This window comes from Wohlfahrtiimonas chitiniclastica (assembly GCF_002252325.1).
In the GTDB taxonomy this organism is placed as follows: domain Bacteria; phylum Pseudomonadota; class Gammaproteobacteria; order Cardiobacteriales; family Wohlfahrtiimonadaceae; genus Wohlfahrtiimonas; species Wohlfahrtiimonas chitiniclastica.
Window position 1 is genome coordinate 401261 of the sequence record NZ_NEFL01000002.1, and the last position, 15949, is coordinate 417209.

Genomic DNA, 15949 nt, shown 5'->3' on the forward strand with positions numbered 1-15949 from the left:
ATGAAAGACTTACCAATTATTGCGCTTGTAGGGCGTCCGAATGTCGGAAAATCTACGTTATACAATGCATTGACCCGTACGCGTGATGCGCTTGTGGCCGATCAGCCTGGTTTAACCCGTGACCGTCGTTACGGCATGGGGCGTGTGGGCTCTGAAGAGTCTCCGTACATTGTGCTTGATACCGGTGGTTTATCAGGTGATGACAGCAATCACATGGATAACCTCATTGCAGGCCAAGTGTGGAAAGCGGTGGAAGATGCTGATTTAATTTACTTTATTTTAGATGGTCGCAACGATGTGACGGGCTATGATGAAGAGATCGCAGCGATGATTCGTCGCACGAATAAACCTGTGGTGGTTGTGGTGAATAAATCTGAAGGCAAAGATGAAGATTTAGCCATTGCACCTTTTTATACCTTGGGCATGGGCGATCCGATTGCCATTTCAGCAGCGCACAATCGTGGCATTTTAGATTTGGTGCACTCTACCTTTGATCGTCACCCTGAGTTGGCTTATGAAGAAGAAGCTGAAAATGATGAGTTTGAAGGCGATGAAGATGAAGAAGAGGATTTAGGTCCGATTCGCTTAGCGGTTTTAGGTCGCCCGAATGCAGGTAAATCCACACTCATTAACCGTATTTTAGGTGAAGAGCGTGTGCTTGCCAGTGATGTCGCGGGTACAACGCGTGATGCCATTGAAATTCCGTTCGAGAAAGAAGGGCGTGAGTTCATCTTGATCGATACCGCGGGGATTCGTCGTCGCAGCCGCATTGATGATAAAATTGAAAAATTCAGCGTCATCAAAAGTTTAGAGGCGATGCAAAAATCGAATGTTGTGGTGTTTGTGTTTGATGCTCATGAAGGTTTATCGGATCAAGATGCGGGCTTACTTGGCAATGTGTTAGAGTCTGGCCGTGCGTTGGTGCTTGCAGTCAATAAGTGGGATCATCTGCCGGATGATGAACGCGAATGGATCAAGCAAGAGTTCACGCGTAAGTTTGCCTTCATTGACTTTACAAAGCCGATCTTCATTTCCGCTTTGCATGGTTCAAATGTGGATAAAGTATTGAAAATGGCCATTAATGCCTTTGACAATGCCATGAAGAAATTCACCACCAATGAATTGTCAAACATTCTAGAAGCTGCTGTGCACAAGCATCATCCGCCAGTGGTACAAGGTTTAGCGCCAAAATTACGTTATGCGCACCAAGGGGGTAAAAATCCGCCACGCATCGTGATTCATGGTTCGCGCATCACGCATGTGAAGCCGGATTATGTGCGTTATTTAACCAATACTTATTTATCACAATTGAAGCTAGAAGGCACGCCAGTGCGTTTAGACTTCCGTTCGGGTGACAATCCATATGCGGTGGAAAAAGCGCAAACTAAAGTGCAAGCCGATAAACAAAAGCTTGTCAATAGTAAGGGTAAGCATTTGAAACAAAAACGTAAGTAATACAATAATAAGGAACAGTCTATGTGTGGAATTGTTGGCGCAATCGCAGAGCGTAATATTTGCCCTGTGTTATTATCCGGTTTGAAGCGATTAGAGTATCGTGGATATGACTCAGCAGGGGTCGCATTGATCGATCATGATGAGCTCTTTCGTGAACGCAGTTTAGGTAAAGTGGCTGCATTAGAGGCGAAAGTGTTTGAGCATGGCATCAAAGGCTCTCTTGGCATTGCTCACACGCGCTGGGCCACACATGGCATTCCTCATGAGCGCAATGCGCACCCGCATGTCAGCGGTACGATTGCGGTGGTGCATAATGGCATCATTGAAAATTACCAAGAATTAAAAGCGACGTTGGTGAGTGCTTATCAGTTTGATTCTGAAACCGATACTGAGGTGATTGCCCATTTGATTCATCATTATCGTGCGCAAGGCATGTCGTTGTATGAATCCGTACAAGCGGCGCTTGAGCAGCTTGAGGGCGCATTTAGCATTGCGGTGGTGGATTCAACTGTGCCAGATGAACTCATTGCTGCGAAAAAAGGGACACCACTTGTGGTGGGCATTGGCATTGGTGAATACTTCATTGCCTCTGATCCTTTTGCATTGTTGCCTGTTACGAATCAATTCATCTATTTAGAAGATTTTGATTGTGTGAAATTAAAGCGTGATGCGTTGGTGATTAAAGATAAAGCAGGGCGCTTTGTGGAGCGTGCAGTTAAGCAATTGTATGCTTCTGATGATGCGGCCGATAAAGGTTTATATAAGCATTACATGCTCAAAGAGATTTATGAGCAGCCTAAAGCCCTCAGTGATACGTTGCAAAATCGTCTCAAAGTGGATTTAGCGCAATTGCTTGGTTGTGATGCTCAAATGGCTGAACAAATTGAGGCGGTGCACATTAACGCATGTGGTACAAGTTATCATGCAGGTTTGGTGGCAAAATATTGGTTTGAATCCATTGGCATTGCGTGCCATGTGGAAGTGGCGAGTGAATATCGCTATCGTCAAAGCGTGACACCGAAAAATACGCTCTTTATCTCCATTTCTCAATCAGGGGAAACATTAGATACGATTGAGGCATTAAAATTGGCGAAACAAAAGCCATTTTTAGGGTATTTAGCAATTACAAACAGTGCAGACAGCGCCATTACGCGTGAGTCTAACTGGACAATTTTAACTCATGCTGGGCGTGAAATTGGTGTGGCATCCACAAAAGCATTCACCACGCAATTGACGGTTTTATTGATGCTCGCGGATGCATTTTCTCATCACAAAGATCATGCGATGAGTGATGCTTTAACCTCATTGCCATTTTATGCAGAATCCATGCTGGCACTTGATGAAACGATTGAAAAAATCAGCGCAGAGTTTGCAGAATCCACCAGTGCTTTATTTGTGGCACGTGGAATTTTGTATCCGATTGCGATGGAAGGCGCATTGAAGTTAAAAGAGATCTCTTACATTCATGCAGAGAGCTATCCTGCCGGCGAATTAAAGCATGGTCCATTGGCGTTGGTGGACAAAAATATGCCAGTCATTGCCATTGTGACAAAAAATGCGTTGACGGATAAAATGATTGCTAACCTTGAAGAAATCAATGCTCGCAATGGTCGTTTGTATATTTTCAAAGAGCGCTCTGTGACACAAACCATCGGCTTTGGCCATGAGATTGAGTTGCCAGAAATGCCAGAAATGAGTGCACCCATTTTGGTGTCCATTGCTTTACAATTATTCTCTTATCATGTTGCCTGCATTAAGGGCACAGATGTGGATCAACCTCGTAATCTCGCTAAATCTGTGACGGTTGAGTAAGAAAATATCATTTTAATTAAACCCTGTAAGCGAGTAATAAAGTTTCATCTTAAGTAATAAAGTATCATCTTAGGTAATAAAGTATCATTCTATTGACGCAATGAATACCTCTTGCTATTGTTTATTGTAATAATGGCAAGAGGTTTTTTTATGCTCTCAAAGAATCAAGAAAAGTGGCTTAAAGAAGGTCGAGGTCAAGGTGAACTAGCTGATTATAAACCTTGGATAAAAATTTCTGATATATCTTCATCAGGCCGATCACATCGTGTTTTTGGACATAAAACAAGACGTACTCATCATTTGATGTCAGATTTAGAATTAGCAATATTTTTATTTCTCGAGTGGAATTCTAAAGTTATAGATATCCGAGAGCAATTTCCTCTTAAATTTGATGAGACTATTGAAATTGCAGAGTACATACAGGTAAAACATCCTGCAATTGGAGGCAATGTTCATGTTATGACATCAGACTTTTATGTTGTTAGCTCTGATAAAAAATTTAGTCAACTTGTTTTGCAGGCAAAATATGCAAATGAACTAAAGAAACCCCGAGTCATAGAGAAATTAGAGATAGAACGTCGATACTGGAATTCTAAAGGTATTCCATGGCAGATAGTTACTGAAAAAGATATACCGAAAGCTATTCAAAATAATATTAAATGGCTTTATCCAGAGGTGAGAGAAGACAGGTCCTTTGATGCTCAAGGTAATTTAATTTTTTACGCTAATGAACTTGCTAAATATCCAGATAAAAAATTTATTGATTTGTGTAAAACCATAGATACTGCTTACTTCCATGAGGCAGGTAAATCTCTAAAAGAGCTAAGAACTCTACTAGGGTTGAGATTTTTTACATTTGATCTTCGTATAGATTTTAGAAAATTGAAATGTAATGATATTCAAATAAGTAACTCTCATTATTGGGAGTTGATATCTGAGGAGCTTAGATATGCTGCGAATCAATGATGTTTACAATAACCAAGGTAAAAATTTTAGAATTTTAAAATACTTGTCTGAAGATACTCTAGTTTGGATAGACATCGAAAAAGCCAAAGCGCTACCAGAATTAATCTCTTTAAGAAATTTAGTTGAATTGATAGAAGATGGAAGCTGTTATTTAATAGATGATCCCTTTAGTTATTTATTATTAGAGTCTCCAAAAGAAGGTACTACTGCTCAAATTAAAAGAGATAAAAATTTTCAGCTAATACAACCTGTTATTTCAGATGCTTTGTATTATCAACCAGAGACACGATCTCGATTAATTAATAATATTGTAAGCAATGATGGGTGTACAAATCAAACACTTTACCGTCTTATCAGAATGTACTGGCAAAGAGGCCAAGTGCCTAATGCACTACTTCCAAATTATAAAAATTCTGGGGCAAAAGGTAAGAAACGTATTGCCAAAAATAAAGAGTTAGGTAGGCCTAGAGTTTATAAGAAAGGGATGACTGCTGTGATTAACGAAGATATAGAAAGGCTTTTTTCTATCATCATCAATAAATACCTATTAAACGATAAGAAGTTTCCCGTTGTTTATGCATACCGAAAATTTAAGGTAATGTATCGTTCTCTAAATTCCGAAGCTAAAGAAGAAGATTTTCCTAGCATCTGGCAATTTAAATACTTTTATAGCAAGAATTTTACTTCTGTTCAGAAACTTAAAGCTAGGTATAACAAGATTAGCTATAACAAAGATGTGAGGCAGTTAAAGTCAACAGTTAATATGCAAGTTCTCGGCCCTGGTTCACGATATGAAATTGACGCTACAATTGCAGATATTTATCTGGTATCTGATTCAGATAGACAGAGCATTGTAGGTCGTCCAGTGATTTATTTTGTTACAGATGTATTCAGTCGTATGGTAGCAGGTTTTTATATTGGATTTGAAAATCCTTCCTATGCTACAAGTATTCAGGCTTTAGAAATGGCGGTATCAGATAAACAAAGTTACTGTAGCAAATATGGCATAAACATCACAGATGATAATTGGCCATGTATAGGTTTACCTGATGCTATTCTTGCAGATCGTGGTGAGCTATTGGGACATCAAATTGAGACCTTGGAAAAGAATTTTTCAGTTCGAATAGAAAATACACCGCCTTATCGTGGTGATTTAAAACCTATTGTAGAACGATATTTTAAAACCATGCAGGCAAAGTTTAAGCCATTTGCTCCTGGAGTAGTCACGGGGGTTAAAGAGAAAAAAAAGGGTGGAAATGATTATCGTTTAGATGCTGCTTTAACAATCTCAGATTTTAAGAAAATTATTATTAATTCAATTTTAATGCATAACAATACTCATCAATTAAGTTACTACGACAGAGATAGTGATATGCCTGCTGATTTACCCTTAGTTCCTATTGAATTATGGAATTGGGGGATACAGAATCGCACAGGCAGGCTTCGTTCGGTGTCGGCGAAAGCTTTATATATTGCGTTATTACCTCGAAAGAAAGCTACATTTTCAGATTTAGGTATTAAGCTCTTTGGTAATTATTATATTTGCTCTGAAATTAGAGAGCACGGGTGGTTACATCGGAAAAATACAATTAATAGACCCAAGTCACTTGAAGTTGCGTATGATCCTTTAGATGCGGATACAATTTATATATTTTATGAGCAAAATAGTCTTAATTACTGGAAGGCTCATCTATCTGATCGCTCAAGAGAGTTTAAAGGTTGTAGTTTTTGGGAAGTGTGGCAAATACAAGAAGAACAGAAAAAAACAGCAGCTTATCAGGAACTTAAAAGTAGTTTAGCATTGGAAATGCTTGAGCAAGAAAATGAAAAAATCATTCAGGAAGCCATCAATGCCAAGCCAAGAATAGTTAAAACCAAAGCAGATCAGTTAGCAAATATTAATAATAATAGGAAGAAAGCAAAAGATGATGAGCGTAAAGATAGACGAAAAAATAAAAGTCAACAAGGGACGTTAATTAGGTTATCTACAAGGAAGGTAGATAGTGATAATAAAGTAGACTTGAGTGATGAAGATTTAGCACTTAAATTTCCTATTTATCATGATATTTTGTCTGAAGATGATTGATTAGAGAAGGTCAAGATAATGATGATTAATGCAGTTTATAAAGAAAGTTTTGGTGATTACAAGGGGAATCCATTTATCGAGGCATTACCTCATATTTTAGAGCCAGTACAGGTGGCTAAAATCCTCAAGGGTCATATTGACTTTAATCAATCTGATTGCCAAGCGTCCTCATCTGCACGAGCCCATTTGATTTCTCAGATGATGGGAAAATTTTTCCAACCTATTGACCGACATATTGATCTTGAGAAAAAATTATCAATAATGATTCGCCAAGGCTATGTGGGGCGTAATCTTAAAGATGGATCACTGAATACTCGACTTCAGAATGGTTATGAACGTTTGATGTCAGGCAAAGATGATGTTGTTTGTTTTCCTCAAGTAAATTCTACGGCTCTTAGTTTAGCATTTATAGGTTGCTCTGGTAGTGGCAAGACAACTACGCTTAACAAAATTCTATCAACTTATCCTCAGGTCATTTATCATCCTGAGTTTAATTTCACCCAAATAGTTTACCTAAGAATAGATTGTCCTCATGATGGCTCTCTTAAAAGCCTTTGCCTTCACTTTTTTAGAGCTATTGATCAAGCCTTAGATTCTAATTATGAACAGAAATATGCCTTAAAGCGTCACAGTGTAGAAACCCTACTCAATTTAATGCGCCAAATCTCTAATCATCATGCCATAGGACTTTTAGTCATAGATGAAATTCAGCATCTTAGTGTTAATAAATCTGGTGGTGCTGAAAAAATGTTAAATTTTTTTGTGACACTAGTAAATACTGTAGGTCTTCCAGTGATTATGGTGGGGACCCCCAAAGCTAGATTTATTTTTGAGGGAGATTTAAGATCAGCTCGTCGTGGTGTAGGTTTTGGCTCTATTTTCTGGGAGCAGATGGCTCAAGAACCTAATATGACTTTGCCAGATGGTAGACTATATAAATCCGAATGGAATAGTTTTACAGATAATCTATGGAAATACCAATGGTTAAAAAAAGTAGATATTACATTATCTGATGAGATCAGAGAGCGTTGGTATGAGTTATCTCAAGGTATTTTAGATGTTGTTGTTAAGCTTTTTGTTCTTGCTCAGTTAAGAGCTATTGATTCGGGGATAGAACGCATTACTGTTAAATTATTGCAAACAACTTATGATGAGGATTTGAAGCCTATTCATTCTATGATTGAGGCCTTAAAGTCTGGAAGAGCTGATAGAATCGCTCAATTTTCAGATTTGGTAGTGCCAGATATAGATAAAAAGTTATTACAACTTCAAAGTAAGTTAGGCCAAGAAAGTGCGGAGTTTGATGAGATATCAGAATATCAAGGCCATGAATTAAGTATTAGATTACATCGTATGTTAGTAGAAATGGGATTGGACTCTCGTCTTTTAATTCCCACAGTTAACAGGGCTGTTTTTGAGTTGCCTGAAGCAGGTATTGCTGATTTAATACCCATCATTTTAGACTGGCTGAAAGAAGATAAGATAGAAATTACTTCATTAAAAAGCAATGTGAAGGCAAAAGGGGGGACAAAAATCTCAAAACCTATTAAGCAGAAAGAGTGGCATACATTAGATTCTGATGACTTACGTTTTCAGTTTACTCAAAGAGAAGAAGGTGAGCCATTTTATGAGTATTTAAGAGATAATACGTCGTTAATTTTTGAGATTGACGATTGGCTACCTAAAGTAGGGTAAATATGATCAATCTTCCTATGCCGTATCCTGAAGAATTAATCTATAGTACAGTTGCAAGGTATAAAATTAGGACAGGGCTGATTAGTCCAAAGCAGCTGTTAGATGATGTTTTTGAAGATAGAGGTGTGGTTGCAACCGTTGATTTGCCTTGTCATTTATCTAAGATTCTTAGTCATTATCCTCAAAATATTTTTAACCTACATCATTTAGTACATCAGCATACTCTTTTTCTTTTGTACGCTCCATTTATTCCTGAAAATAGAAGGCAGGAGTGTTTAAAATGGATGTCTGGATATTCGCAAGGTGCAATACATTTATCTATTGGTCGCAATGCATCTAGGCTTCCTTCCTTAAAGTATATTCGTTACTGTCCCCAATGTTTTGATGAGCAGTTTAAAATACATGGTGAATGGTATTGGGCGCGTATTTGGCAGATTTCAGGAGCTAATTGCTGTATCAAACATGGCAATAAATTAGTAGATTCGTTAATCGAGTATAGACCAGCTTCTCGGCATGATTTTATTGCACCTAATACTAGAAATTGTCTAATATATAAGCAAGAGAGTGCTAGTGAATATGATCTGTTTATTACATCTAAGATAGCTGAACTATTATCTTTAGGTGTTCAAGTTTCTCCTGATTTAATGCAATGGACAGCCTTTTATCAAGGTTTAGCTCGCTCCTATGATTGTATTAAGGGTTCTCAACATATAGATCATCAGCGTATTATAGAGAAAGTAAAGAAAAGGTGGTCGTTAGAATTTTTAGAGCAAAATAACTTAAATAAGCTTGATTGTGAAACAGGCTGGCTTCGAGGTATTTTTCGAAAGCATCGTAAGTCATTTAGTTATATGGAACATATTATTGCTATTGAATCTATGTTAGAAGGTCAGGCATGGACTTTTTCAGAAATTATCGCTGAAGTAAAAAATCAGCCATTTAAACAGCTTCTATATAAAGACCAAACTAAAAATATACATAAAGTTGATATGGCAATGATTGAAGAAAATCGTAATCTTTGGTTAAAGTTGATAGAGAATAATAAGTCTTCTGTTAAAGAAGCTAGGAAAGCCCATCAAGCACTGTATGCCTGGTTGTATCGAAATGATCAGCAATGGCTTATGAAGACTAATAAAAGATATCATCAGTATTATATACCTAAAGGACTCATAGTTGACTGGGAAAAGCGAGATGTTGAGTTAGTAAAATCTTTGATTAGCCTAGATAAGCAAATTTATATGGATTTAATATTGCCTCGTAAATCCAAAAAATGGTGGATGCAACAAATTGGTGCTGTTTCTCTGATTGAGAAAAATTTGGATAAGCTACCCAAAGTATCCAAATTTTTAGGTCAATGTAGTGAAGATATTAGTGATTATCAAATAAGGCGGTTAAGTCGAGTTTTAATTGATAGCTTTTTAAACAAAGAATATCTACAGCGTTGGGAAGTGTTACGACTAGCTAGATTAAGTGATGAGAGAATTAGTCCTGAAGCCAATCAATTTTTAGCTGAGGTACATAATATTGTGAATCAACAAATTAAAAAGGTGAGTATATGAAAGTAAAAGGCTGCCCAGAAGACTCCCAAATACGGTATATTGCTAATATTTTTAAGTTTCGTGATTTAAAATCGTGGAATATTGAGCTATGTATAAGAAGTGATGGAAAAGATCAGATATTGCATACTCGGTTGTCAAATTTACCAGCTATTGCAAAGAGAAGGATTATAAATCCATCAGATGGGCAATCTCGTAAAGGAGGATATCCATTTATTTTGAAAAATATTTCTACTTCTAATTGGCGTATAGATGTTGATTCAGAGTGTATAGGCAATACCTTTGTATTTGACTATATTACATCAGACGAACCAGCTATAACCGTTCACATACCTCACATAGAGTTTGCACGAGTTTTATTTTTCCATAATACTTATCTTGCGCGAAACTGTATAGATCATGGGCTATTGAATAGAGAATTTTGGGTTCAAGATAGACAAGATGACTTAGTGTTAGTAAATGTATTGCCCATAGGAACTTTGCCTTTAAAAATTTTTGAGAATGAAGGTCAAAGGCGTTTATTAGCATGGATATTACTAGATGATAATGCTCGTTGTTCGTATGAAAGCATCGCTAGGTATTTTATACAAGATGCTAAAGACAATAAAGATAAAAAGGTATGGTATTTTCAATTTGATCCTCCGAAATTAGAAAATATTTCATTAGAGGTTAGAGGCTGGATGGATAAGAAGACTGGTAACTACCATGTTTATGAAATTATAAGTATCAGCAATATTCCATCTCACCTGCCTAAAAAAGTACACTTTTTTAGTGAGAAATTCAAAATTGGTACGGGCGGGAGGGCGAGTGGTGGATCTAGGCCAACTGGTTCATTGGATAGTACTACGATTGATGATCAACAAGAAGCAGATATCGATACTAAGTCAAAAACGATAGATATTCCAACAACCTCCTTTAGTTTTGCTAGTCCTGTCGAAACTCGAAAGGTTATCAAAAAAAGAGTGTCAAGTGCACAAGGAACAGAAAATGAAGAACATAGTGAATTTGTAGAGTTAGATGTCAGTACAGATGAAGCTACGATTGAAGGCACTGCATGTCAAGCAGACTTTTCTGGTCTAGACGATGATAGTGATATTTTAGAACTTTATATGAAAAGATTTGAAGCATTTAAACTACTCATTAAAAGACTTGCAGAACGACCTAATATTCACTGCACTGAAAAATTATATTTTTTATCTGCTGTTGGGCGTTCTCGGCTACATAGAACGATAGACGGTAATAATCGATCTGTGCTTGAGGTTAGAGTTGAGACAGGTGCTGCTCAATTTATCATCTTAGAAATAGATACGAGGGATAACTATAAGTCAGTATCAACTTTGATATTAAAGATTGATGATATCAATGTTTGGAATGAGAATATTGATGAGATATTGAAAGCTATAGTCCAGAAGTCGCTAGGATGGCCGAAAGTTAGTTGTTTAGAAAAATTCGGCACCGTTCATACTTTAAATCATCCTCAAGGCATCTTGGAGTTAACCGAGGCTAGCGAAGATTTTATTAATTGGCAAAGAAGATTATGTCAAGTTTTGAGTATTGTTTAGCAGTATGACTATAGGGCTTATACATTCTGTGATTACTTAAGATATTATATTATTGATTGTTAAAAATAAAACTTATTATTTGTGTTGATTGATTGATTGATTGATTGATTGATTGATTTAGTTATAATTATAAAAAATATTTAACTAGTAAAAGACCATTATTCTATTAAATTTTTCAATATAAATCGGAAGTATAATAAATATGTCAGTATCAGAAGTAGAGGATTCACTGTCAGATCAACCCATTGATTTGGCATTACGAGGATTGGTTTTATTGGCAGGTTTTCATGGCATTGCTGTTAATGCAGAAGATATTAGCCATCAGTATGATGTTGAAGGTAAAGGGCTCACACAATCGCAATGGTTGTTAGCGGCTAAACACCTCGAACTTAAAGCAAAATGCATTAAACAACTCAACAGTCGCTTACACTTAGCAGCGCTCCCAGCGTTAGCATGGCGAGAAGATGGTGAACACTTCATCATTGCCCGGGTAGATGATGAACAAGTATTGATTCATGATTTAAGAACAGGCAAGCCTCAGATGTTATCCCGTGAGGAGTTTGATGTTTGTTATGAAGGTCGCATCATTGTTGTGGCTTCTCGTGCCTCTATTTTAGGCGAACTCCGTAAGTTTGATTTCACATGGTTTATTCCTGCTGTCATTAAATACCGTAAAATTTTAGGTGAAGTTCTATTAATTTCTGTATTTGTACAGTTATTTGCTTTAGTGACGCCACTCTTTTTCCAAGTGGTGATGGATAAAGTATTAGTACATCGTGGTTTAACTACTTTAGATGTCATTGTCATTGGCTTAGTTGTCATTACATTGTTTGATGTGGTGTTGAATGGTTTAAGAACCTATATCTTTGCCCATACCACAAGCCGTATTGATGTTGAATTGGGTGCTCGACTATTCAGACATATGTTGGCTTTGCCCATCTCTTATTTTGAATCACGCCGTGTGGGTGAAACTGTTGCCCGTATTCGTGAGTTAGAACAGATCCGTAACTTCTTAACAGGGCAGGCCTTAACTTCTTTATTGGACTTATTGTTCTCATTCATATTCATTGCTGTGATGCTTTATTACAGCGTTTGGTTAACGATGGTGGTTTTGGCTTCATTACCTTGTTATGCAATTTGGTCTGCTTTCATCAGCCCAGTTCTTCGTGCGCGTTTACATGATAAATTCCAAAAGAGTGCTCATAACCAATCATTTTTGGTGGAATCAGTCAGTGGTGTCGGCACCATTAAAGCGATGGCAGTTGAACCACAAGCAACCACACAGTGGGATAAACAGTTAGCTGCTTATGTTCACTCAAGCTTTCGTGTTACGCGTTTAGCCACCATTGGTCAACAAGGTGTGCAACTGATTCAAAAGATTGTCTCTGTGATGACACTATGGTTAGGGGCTCAACTTGTTATTAAAGGTGAAATGACAGTGGGTCAATTGATTGCCTTTAATATGCTCGCAGGGCAAGTGGCAGCACCGATTGTAAGATTAGCTCAGCTATGGCAGGACTTTCAGCAAGTAGGTATCTCGGTTGCTCGCTTAGGGGATATTTTAAATACTCCGACAGAAAATCCTAAAAGCCAGTTGGCATTGCCACCCATTAAAGGTGACATCACTTTTGAAAATATCGTGTTCCGCTATCGTCCCGATGGCCCTGAAATTTTAAAAAATACTAACCTTACCATTCAAGCAGGTGAGATCATCGGCATCGTAGGTCGATCAGGTTCAGGTAAAAGTACATTAACCAAATTAGTCCAACGGCTTTATGTCCCTGAGCGAGGGCGAGTGCTCATTGATGGCAATGATCTATCTTTGGCTGATCCTGCATGGCTGCGCCGTCAGATTGGTGTAGTGCTGCAAGAGAACTTATTATTCAATCGATCCGTCAAAGATAATATTGCACTCTCTGATCCTGGTATGACATTAGAACGTGTGATGGCTGCTGCTAAATTGGCAGGTGCTCATGACTTTATCATGGAACTCCCAGAAGGCTATGACACCATGGTAGGCGAACATGGTTCCACACTGTCAGGTGGTCAAAGACAACGCATCGCCATTGCTCGTGCATTGATTGGCAATCCTAGAATATTAATCTTTGATGAAGCAACGAGTGCTTTAGATTATGAATCTGAACATGCCATCATGAAGAATATGAAAGATATCTGCCGTGGTCGTACAGTATTGATCATTGCCCATCGCCTATCCACAGTGCGGATGGCAACTAGAATCATTGCGATGGATAAAGGTGTCATTGTGGAAGAAGGTAAACACGATGACTTATTGAAAAAAGAGAACGGTTACTACGCCTATCTCCACCAGTTACAGAATGGCTAAGGAGATTAAACCATGGGATTATGGAAAGAAGGCTTAGGTGCCATGTTCAAACGTTACAAAGAGATTTGGAAAGCCGTTTGGAATATCAGAGAACAATTAGATCCACCAAAACGTGATGAGGATGAACGTGCATTTCTACCTGCTCAATTAGAGTTGGTGGAAACCCCTTTATCCAATGCACCTAAATGGGCTGCACGATTGATCATGCTCTTTTTTGTCATCACTCTTCTATGGGCCATCTTAGGTCATATGGAGGTTGTGGCAACTGCGCAAGGTAAAACCGTATTAAGCGGGCGCAGTAAAGCCATCAAAAGCCTAGAAGATGGTGGGATTGTTAAAATCTATGTGAAGAATGGTGATGAGGTTAAAAAAGATGACCCTTTAGTCACGTTAGATTTCTTAGGTGCGGATCAAGATTATGAAAAAGCAGAGCAATCATTAGAAGCGGCAACGCTTTTAAAATACCGCTCTGAAGCTTTGATTAAAGCACTGCAAAATCAAGAAATGCCACTCATCACAGAAGAAGCCACAGAACGCATCACAATCGATGAACTCAAACAGGCTGAGCAATTGGTACAAAACCAGTATCAGCTGTGGCAATCTCAAGATGATCGTTATGGTTCAGCCATTCGTCAGAAAGATGCAGAGTATCGTACCACCAATGCCCAAGTGGAAAAGCTCACACAAAACATTGAACTCATCGAAGAAGAGCTACAGGACTATGAAAAGCTCAGCAATAATAAGAGTAAAGGTGTCTCTAAACATCAATATAACCAAAAGAGACAAGATCATATCAATGCTAAACATGAATTGGTTTCGCAAGAGAGCCGGCTCATTGAGATCAATGAAGGGAAAATTCAGTTAGAGAAAGAGCGTCAATACACTGAATACCAACTCAAACAAGAGATATTAAACGGCTTGCGAGAAGCTCAAGAGCTGGTTCCTCAATATCTAGCAGATAGCCAACGAGCAAAGCACCGCATGGATCAAGCTCACATTAAAGCGCCAGCCAATGGCACAGTGCAACAGCTGAATATTCATACAGAAGGTGGTGTGGTTTCCCATGGTGAAGAGTTGATGGTGATTGTGCCTGAAGGTGACTTTATGGAAGTGGAAGCATTAGTGCCCAATAAAGATATTGGCTTTATTGAACATAACCAAGAGGTTGTGATCAAAGTGGAAAGCTTCCCATATACTCGATATGGCTATATTACAGGTAGAGTGAAAAGCATCAGCTTTGATGCAATCGAGCATCAAGATTATGGATTGGTGTACCAAGCGATTATTAAACTGGATAAAGACTTTTTAATGATTAATGAAAAGAAAATACCGCTCACAGCAGGCATGAATGTGACGGCTGAGATTAAGATCAGAGAACGCCGAGTAATAGATTATTTCTTGAGCCCACTTCAAACGAAGGTGGGTGAGAGTATGCGTGAATTATAGAAATAAAATTAAAACTGAAAGGAAGAATATATGTTGAAGAAAAGTTTAATAGGATTAGCAATTATCACTGTGTTAGGTGGTGGATATTTTGGATATTCGCAGTATCAAGATTATCAAAAACGTGAATATGCTCGTTTATTGCAAGAGCGTAATCAAAGTATTCGAAAAATGATAGAAGAAAATAGACAAGATGCCATTAATCGTAAATTAGAAGAAGAGGCTCGGTTAGAACGCATTGCTAAAGGCGAAGGTAAAGTTGAAAAGATTGTAACGCATTATGATACTGGTGAGAAAAAAGAGGAGTATGTACTTCTTGAAGGGAGAAAAGAAGGAAAATATATTCTCTGGTATAAAAATGGTTTAATTTCAAGTGAAGCTTCCTACAGAAATGGCTTTTTAGTGGGTGAGAGAAAAAATTATTTTGACAATTCACAACATACAATTAGTTCAATTTCTCAATATGATCGCACTGATGAAAATCGATCGTTTGGAGAGCACAATACTCAGTGGTATATCAATGGTAATAAGCGTGAAGAGTCATATAAAAACAGTCGGTTACTTGAAAAAGAGTACAGAAAATCTTGGCGTGAAGATGGGACTCTTAAATATGAAACATTTTTTGATCCAGATTTAGATTTAACTGTTGTTATTGGATATTATCCATCAGGAGAGCCCCAGTACAAGTATTTTGAAGATAGGTATCAGGCTAAGCAACAGAAGACAACTTATTGGTACAAATCGGGTAAAAAATATTTTGAAGCCAATTATAAAGATCGATTAATACAGGGGATTGCAACTTATTGGTATGAATCTGGTCGAAAATATGCCGAAATTCTCTTCGATGATTTTGGATATGCCAATGGTTGGTGTCAACAATGGGATGAAAATGGCGTGCTAATTCGTAAAGCTTTTTTGCAAAACAATAGGGAGCAACATAGTCGTGAAGCTGTTAATTATAGACCTGATGTGAAGTGCCAGAAAGTCCCTCCGCTTAAAGATTTTGATCAAATATAATTTATAAATTAAA

Annotated in this window: 10 protein-coding genes; all 10 read left to right on the top strand. The window is 37.7% G+C overall.

Translation table 11 applies throughout. From position 1 onward, the window contains the following. The 10 genes from der to B9T10_RS07250 all read left to right on the top strand — a co-directional run bounded on the left by der (position 1) and on the right by B9T10_RS07250 (position 15936). Positions 1 to 1455: a ribosome biogenesis GTPase Der gene (gene der, locus B9T10_RS07205; RefSeq protein ID WP_063455649.1), complete on the top strand. Its 1455-nt coding sequence runs from the start codon at positions 1 to 3 to the stop codon at positions 1453 to 1455. A 21-nt stretch (positions 1456 to 1476) separates the two neighbouring features. Next, positions 1477 to 3267, top strand: coding sequence for a glutamine--fructose-6-phosphate transaminase (isomerizing) (gene glmS, locus B9T10_RS07210; protein WP_008315656.1), 1791 nt, complete (start codon positions 1477 to 1479; stop codon positions 3265 to 3267). 150 nt (positions 3268 to 3417) lie between these two features. Continuing rightward, complete coding sequence (locus tag B9T10_RS07215) at positions 3418 to 4233, top strand: heteromeric transposase endonuclease subunit TnsA (protein ID WP_008315655.1); 816 nt, start codon at positions 3418 to 3420, stop codon at positions 4231 to 4233. After that, positions 4217 to 6319 (top strand): Mu transposase C-terminal domain-containing protein, encoded by a 2103-nt coding sequence (locus B9T10_RS07220; protein ID WP_018122654.1) that lies wholly within the window; start codon positions 4217 to 4219, stop codon positions 6317 to 6319. The genes B9T10_RS07215 and B9T10_RS07220 overlap by 17 nt, the downstream gene beginning before the upstream one ends. 18 nt (positions 6320 to 6337) lie before the next feature. After that, positions 6338 to 8014, top strand: a complete 1677-nt coding sequence (locus B9T10_RS07225) for an AAA family ATPase (RefSeq protein WP_008315653.1) — start codon at positions 6338 to 6340, stop codon at positions 8012 to 8014. A gap of 2 nt (positions 8015 to 8016) precedes the next feature. Next, positions 8017 to 9573 (top strand): TnsD family Tn7-like transposition protein, encoded by a 1557-nt coding sequence (locus tag B9T10_RS07230; protein ID WP_008315652.1) that lies wholly within the window; start codon positions 8017 to 8019, stop codon positions 9571 to 9573. After that, positions 9570 to 11132 (top strand): Tn7-like element transposition protein TnsE, encoded by a 1563-nt coding sequence (locus B9T10_RS07235; RefSeq protein ID WP_008315651.1) that lies wholly within the window; start codon positions 9570 to 9572, stop codon positions 11130 to 11132. The genes B9T10_RS07230 and B9T10_RS07235 overlap by 4 nt, the downstream gene beginning before the upstream one ends. A 202-nt stretch (positions 11133 to 11334) precedes the next feature. After that, positions 11335 to 13476 carry a type I secretion system permease/ATPase gene (locus B9T10_RS07240; RefSeq protein WP_018122655.1) on the top strand — a complete coding sequence of 714 codons (2142 nt, stop codon included), beginning with the start codon at positions 11335 to 11337 and terminating at the stop codon, positions 13474 to 13476. 12 nt (positions 13477 to 13488) lie between these two features. Continuing rightward, positions 13489 to 14922, top strand: coding sequence for an HlyD family type I secretion periplasmic adaptor subunit (locus B9T10_RS07245; protein WP_008315649.1), 1434 nt, complete (start codon positions 13489 to 13491; stop codon positions 14920 to 14922). Positions 14923 to 14952: 30 nt separating this feature from the next. Continuing rightward, complete coding sequence (locus tag B9T10_RS07250) at positions 14953 to 15936, top strand: toxin-antitoxin system YwqK family antitoxin (RefSeq protein WP_008315648.1); 984 nt, start codon at positions 14953 to 14955, stop codon at positions 15934 to 15936. Positions 15937 to 15949: the final 13 nt, after the last annotated feature.

Coding starts and splice junctions, on each gene's coding strand:
- der (WP_063455649.1), top strand. CDS start 1: ATGAAAGACTTACCAATTATTGCGCTTGTAGGGCGTCCGAATGTCGGA.
- glmS (WP_008315656.1), top strand. CDS start 1,477: ATGTGTGGAATTGTTGGCGCAATCGCAGAGCGTAATATTTGCCCTGTG.
- B9T10_RS07215 (WP_008315655.1), top strand. CDS start 3,418: ATGCTCTCAAAGAATCAAGAAAAGTGGCTTAAAGAAGGTCGAGGTCAA.
- B9T10_RS07220 (WP_018122654.1), top strand. CDS start 4,217: ATGCTGCGAATCAATGATGTTTACAATAACCAAGGTAAAAATTTTAGA.
- B9T10_RS07225 (WP_008315653.1), top strand. CDS start 6,338: ATGATGATTAATGCAGTTTATAAAGAAAGTTTTGGTGATTACAAGGGG.
- B9T10_RS07230 (WP_008315652.1), top strand. CDS start 8,017: ATGATCAATCTTCCTATGCCGTATCCTGAAGAATTAATCTATAGTACA.
- B9T10_RS07235 (WP_008315651.1), top strand. CDS start 9,570: ATGAAAGTAAAAGGCTGCCCAGAAGACTCCCAAATACGGTATATTGCT.
- B9T10_RS07240 (WP_018122655.1), top strand. CDS start 11,335: ATGTCAGTATCAGAAGTAGAGGATTCACTGTCAGATCAACCCATTGAT.
- B9T10_RS07245 (WP_008315649.1), top strand. CDS start 13,489: ATGGGATTATGGAAAGAAGGCTTAGGTGCCATGTTCAAACGTTACAAA.
- B9T10_RS07250 (WP_008315648.1), top strand. CDS start 14,953: ATGTTGAAGAAAAGTTTAATAGGATTAGCAATTATCACTGTGTTAGGT.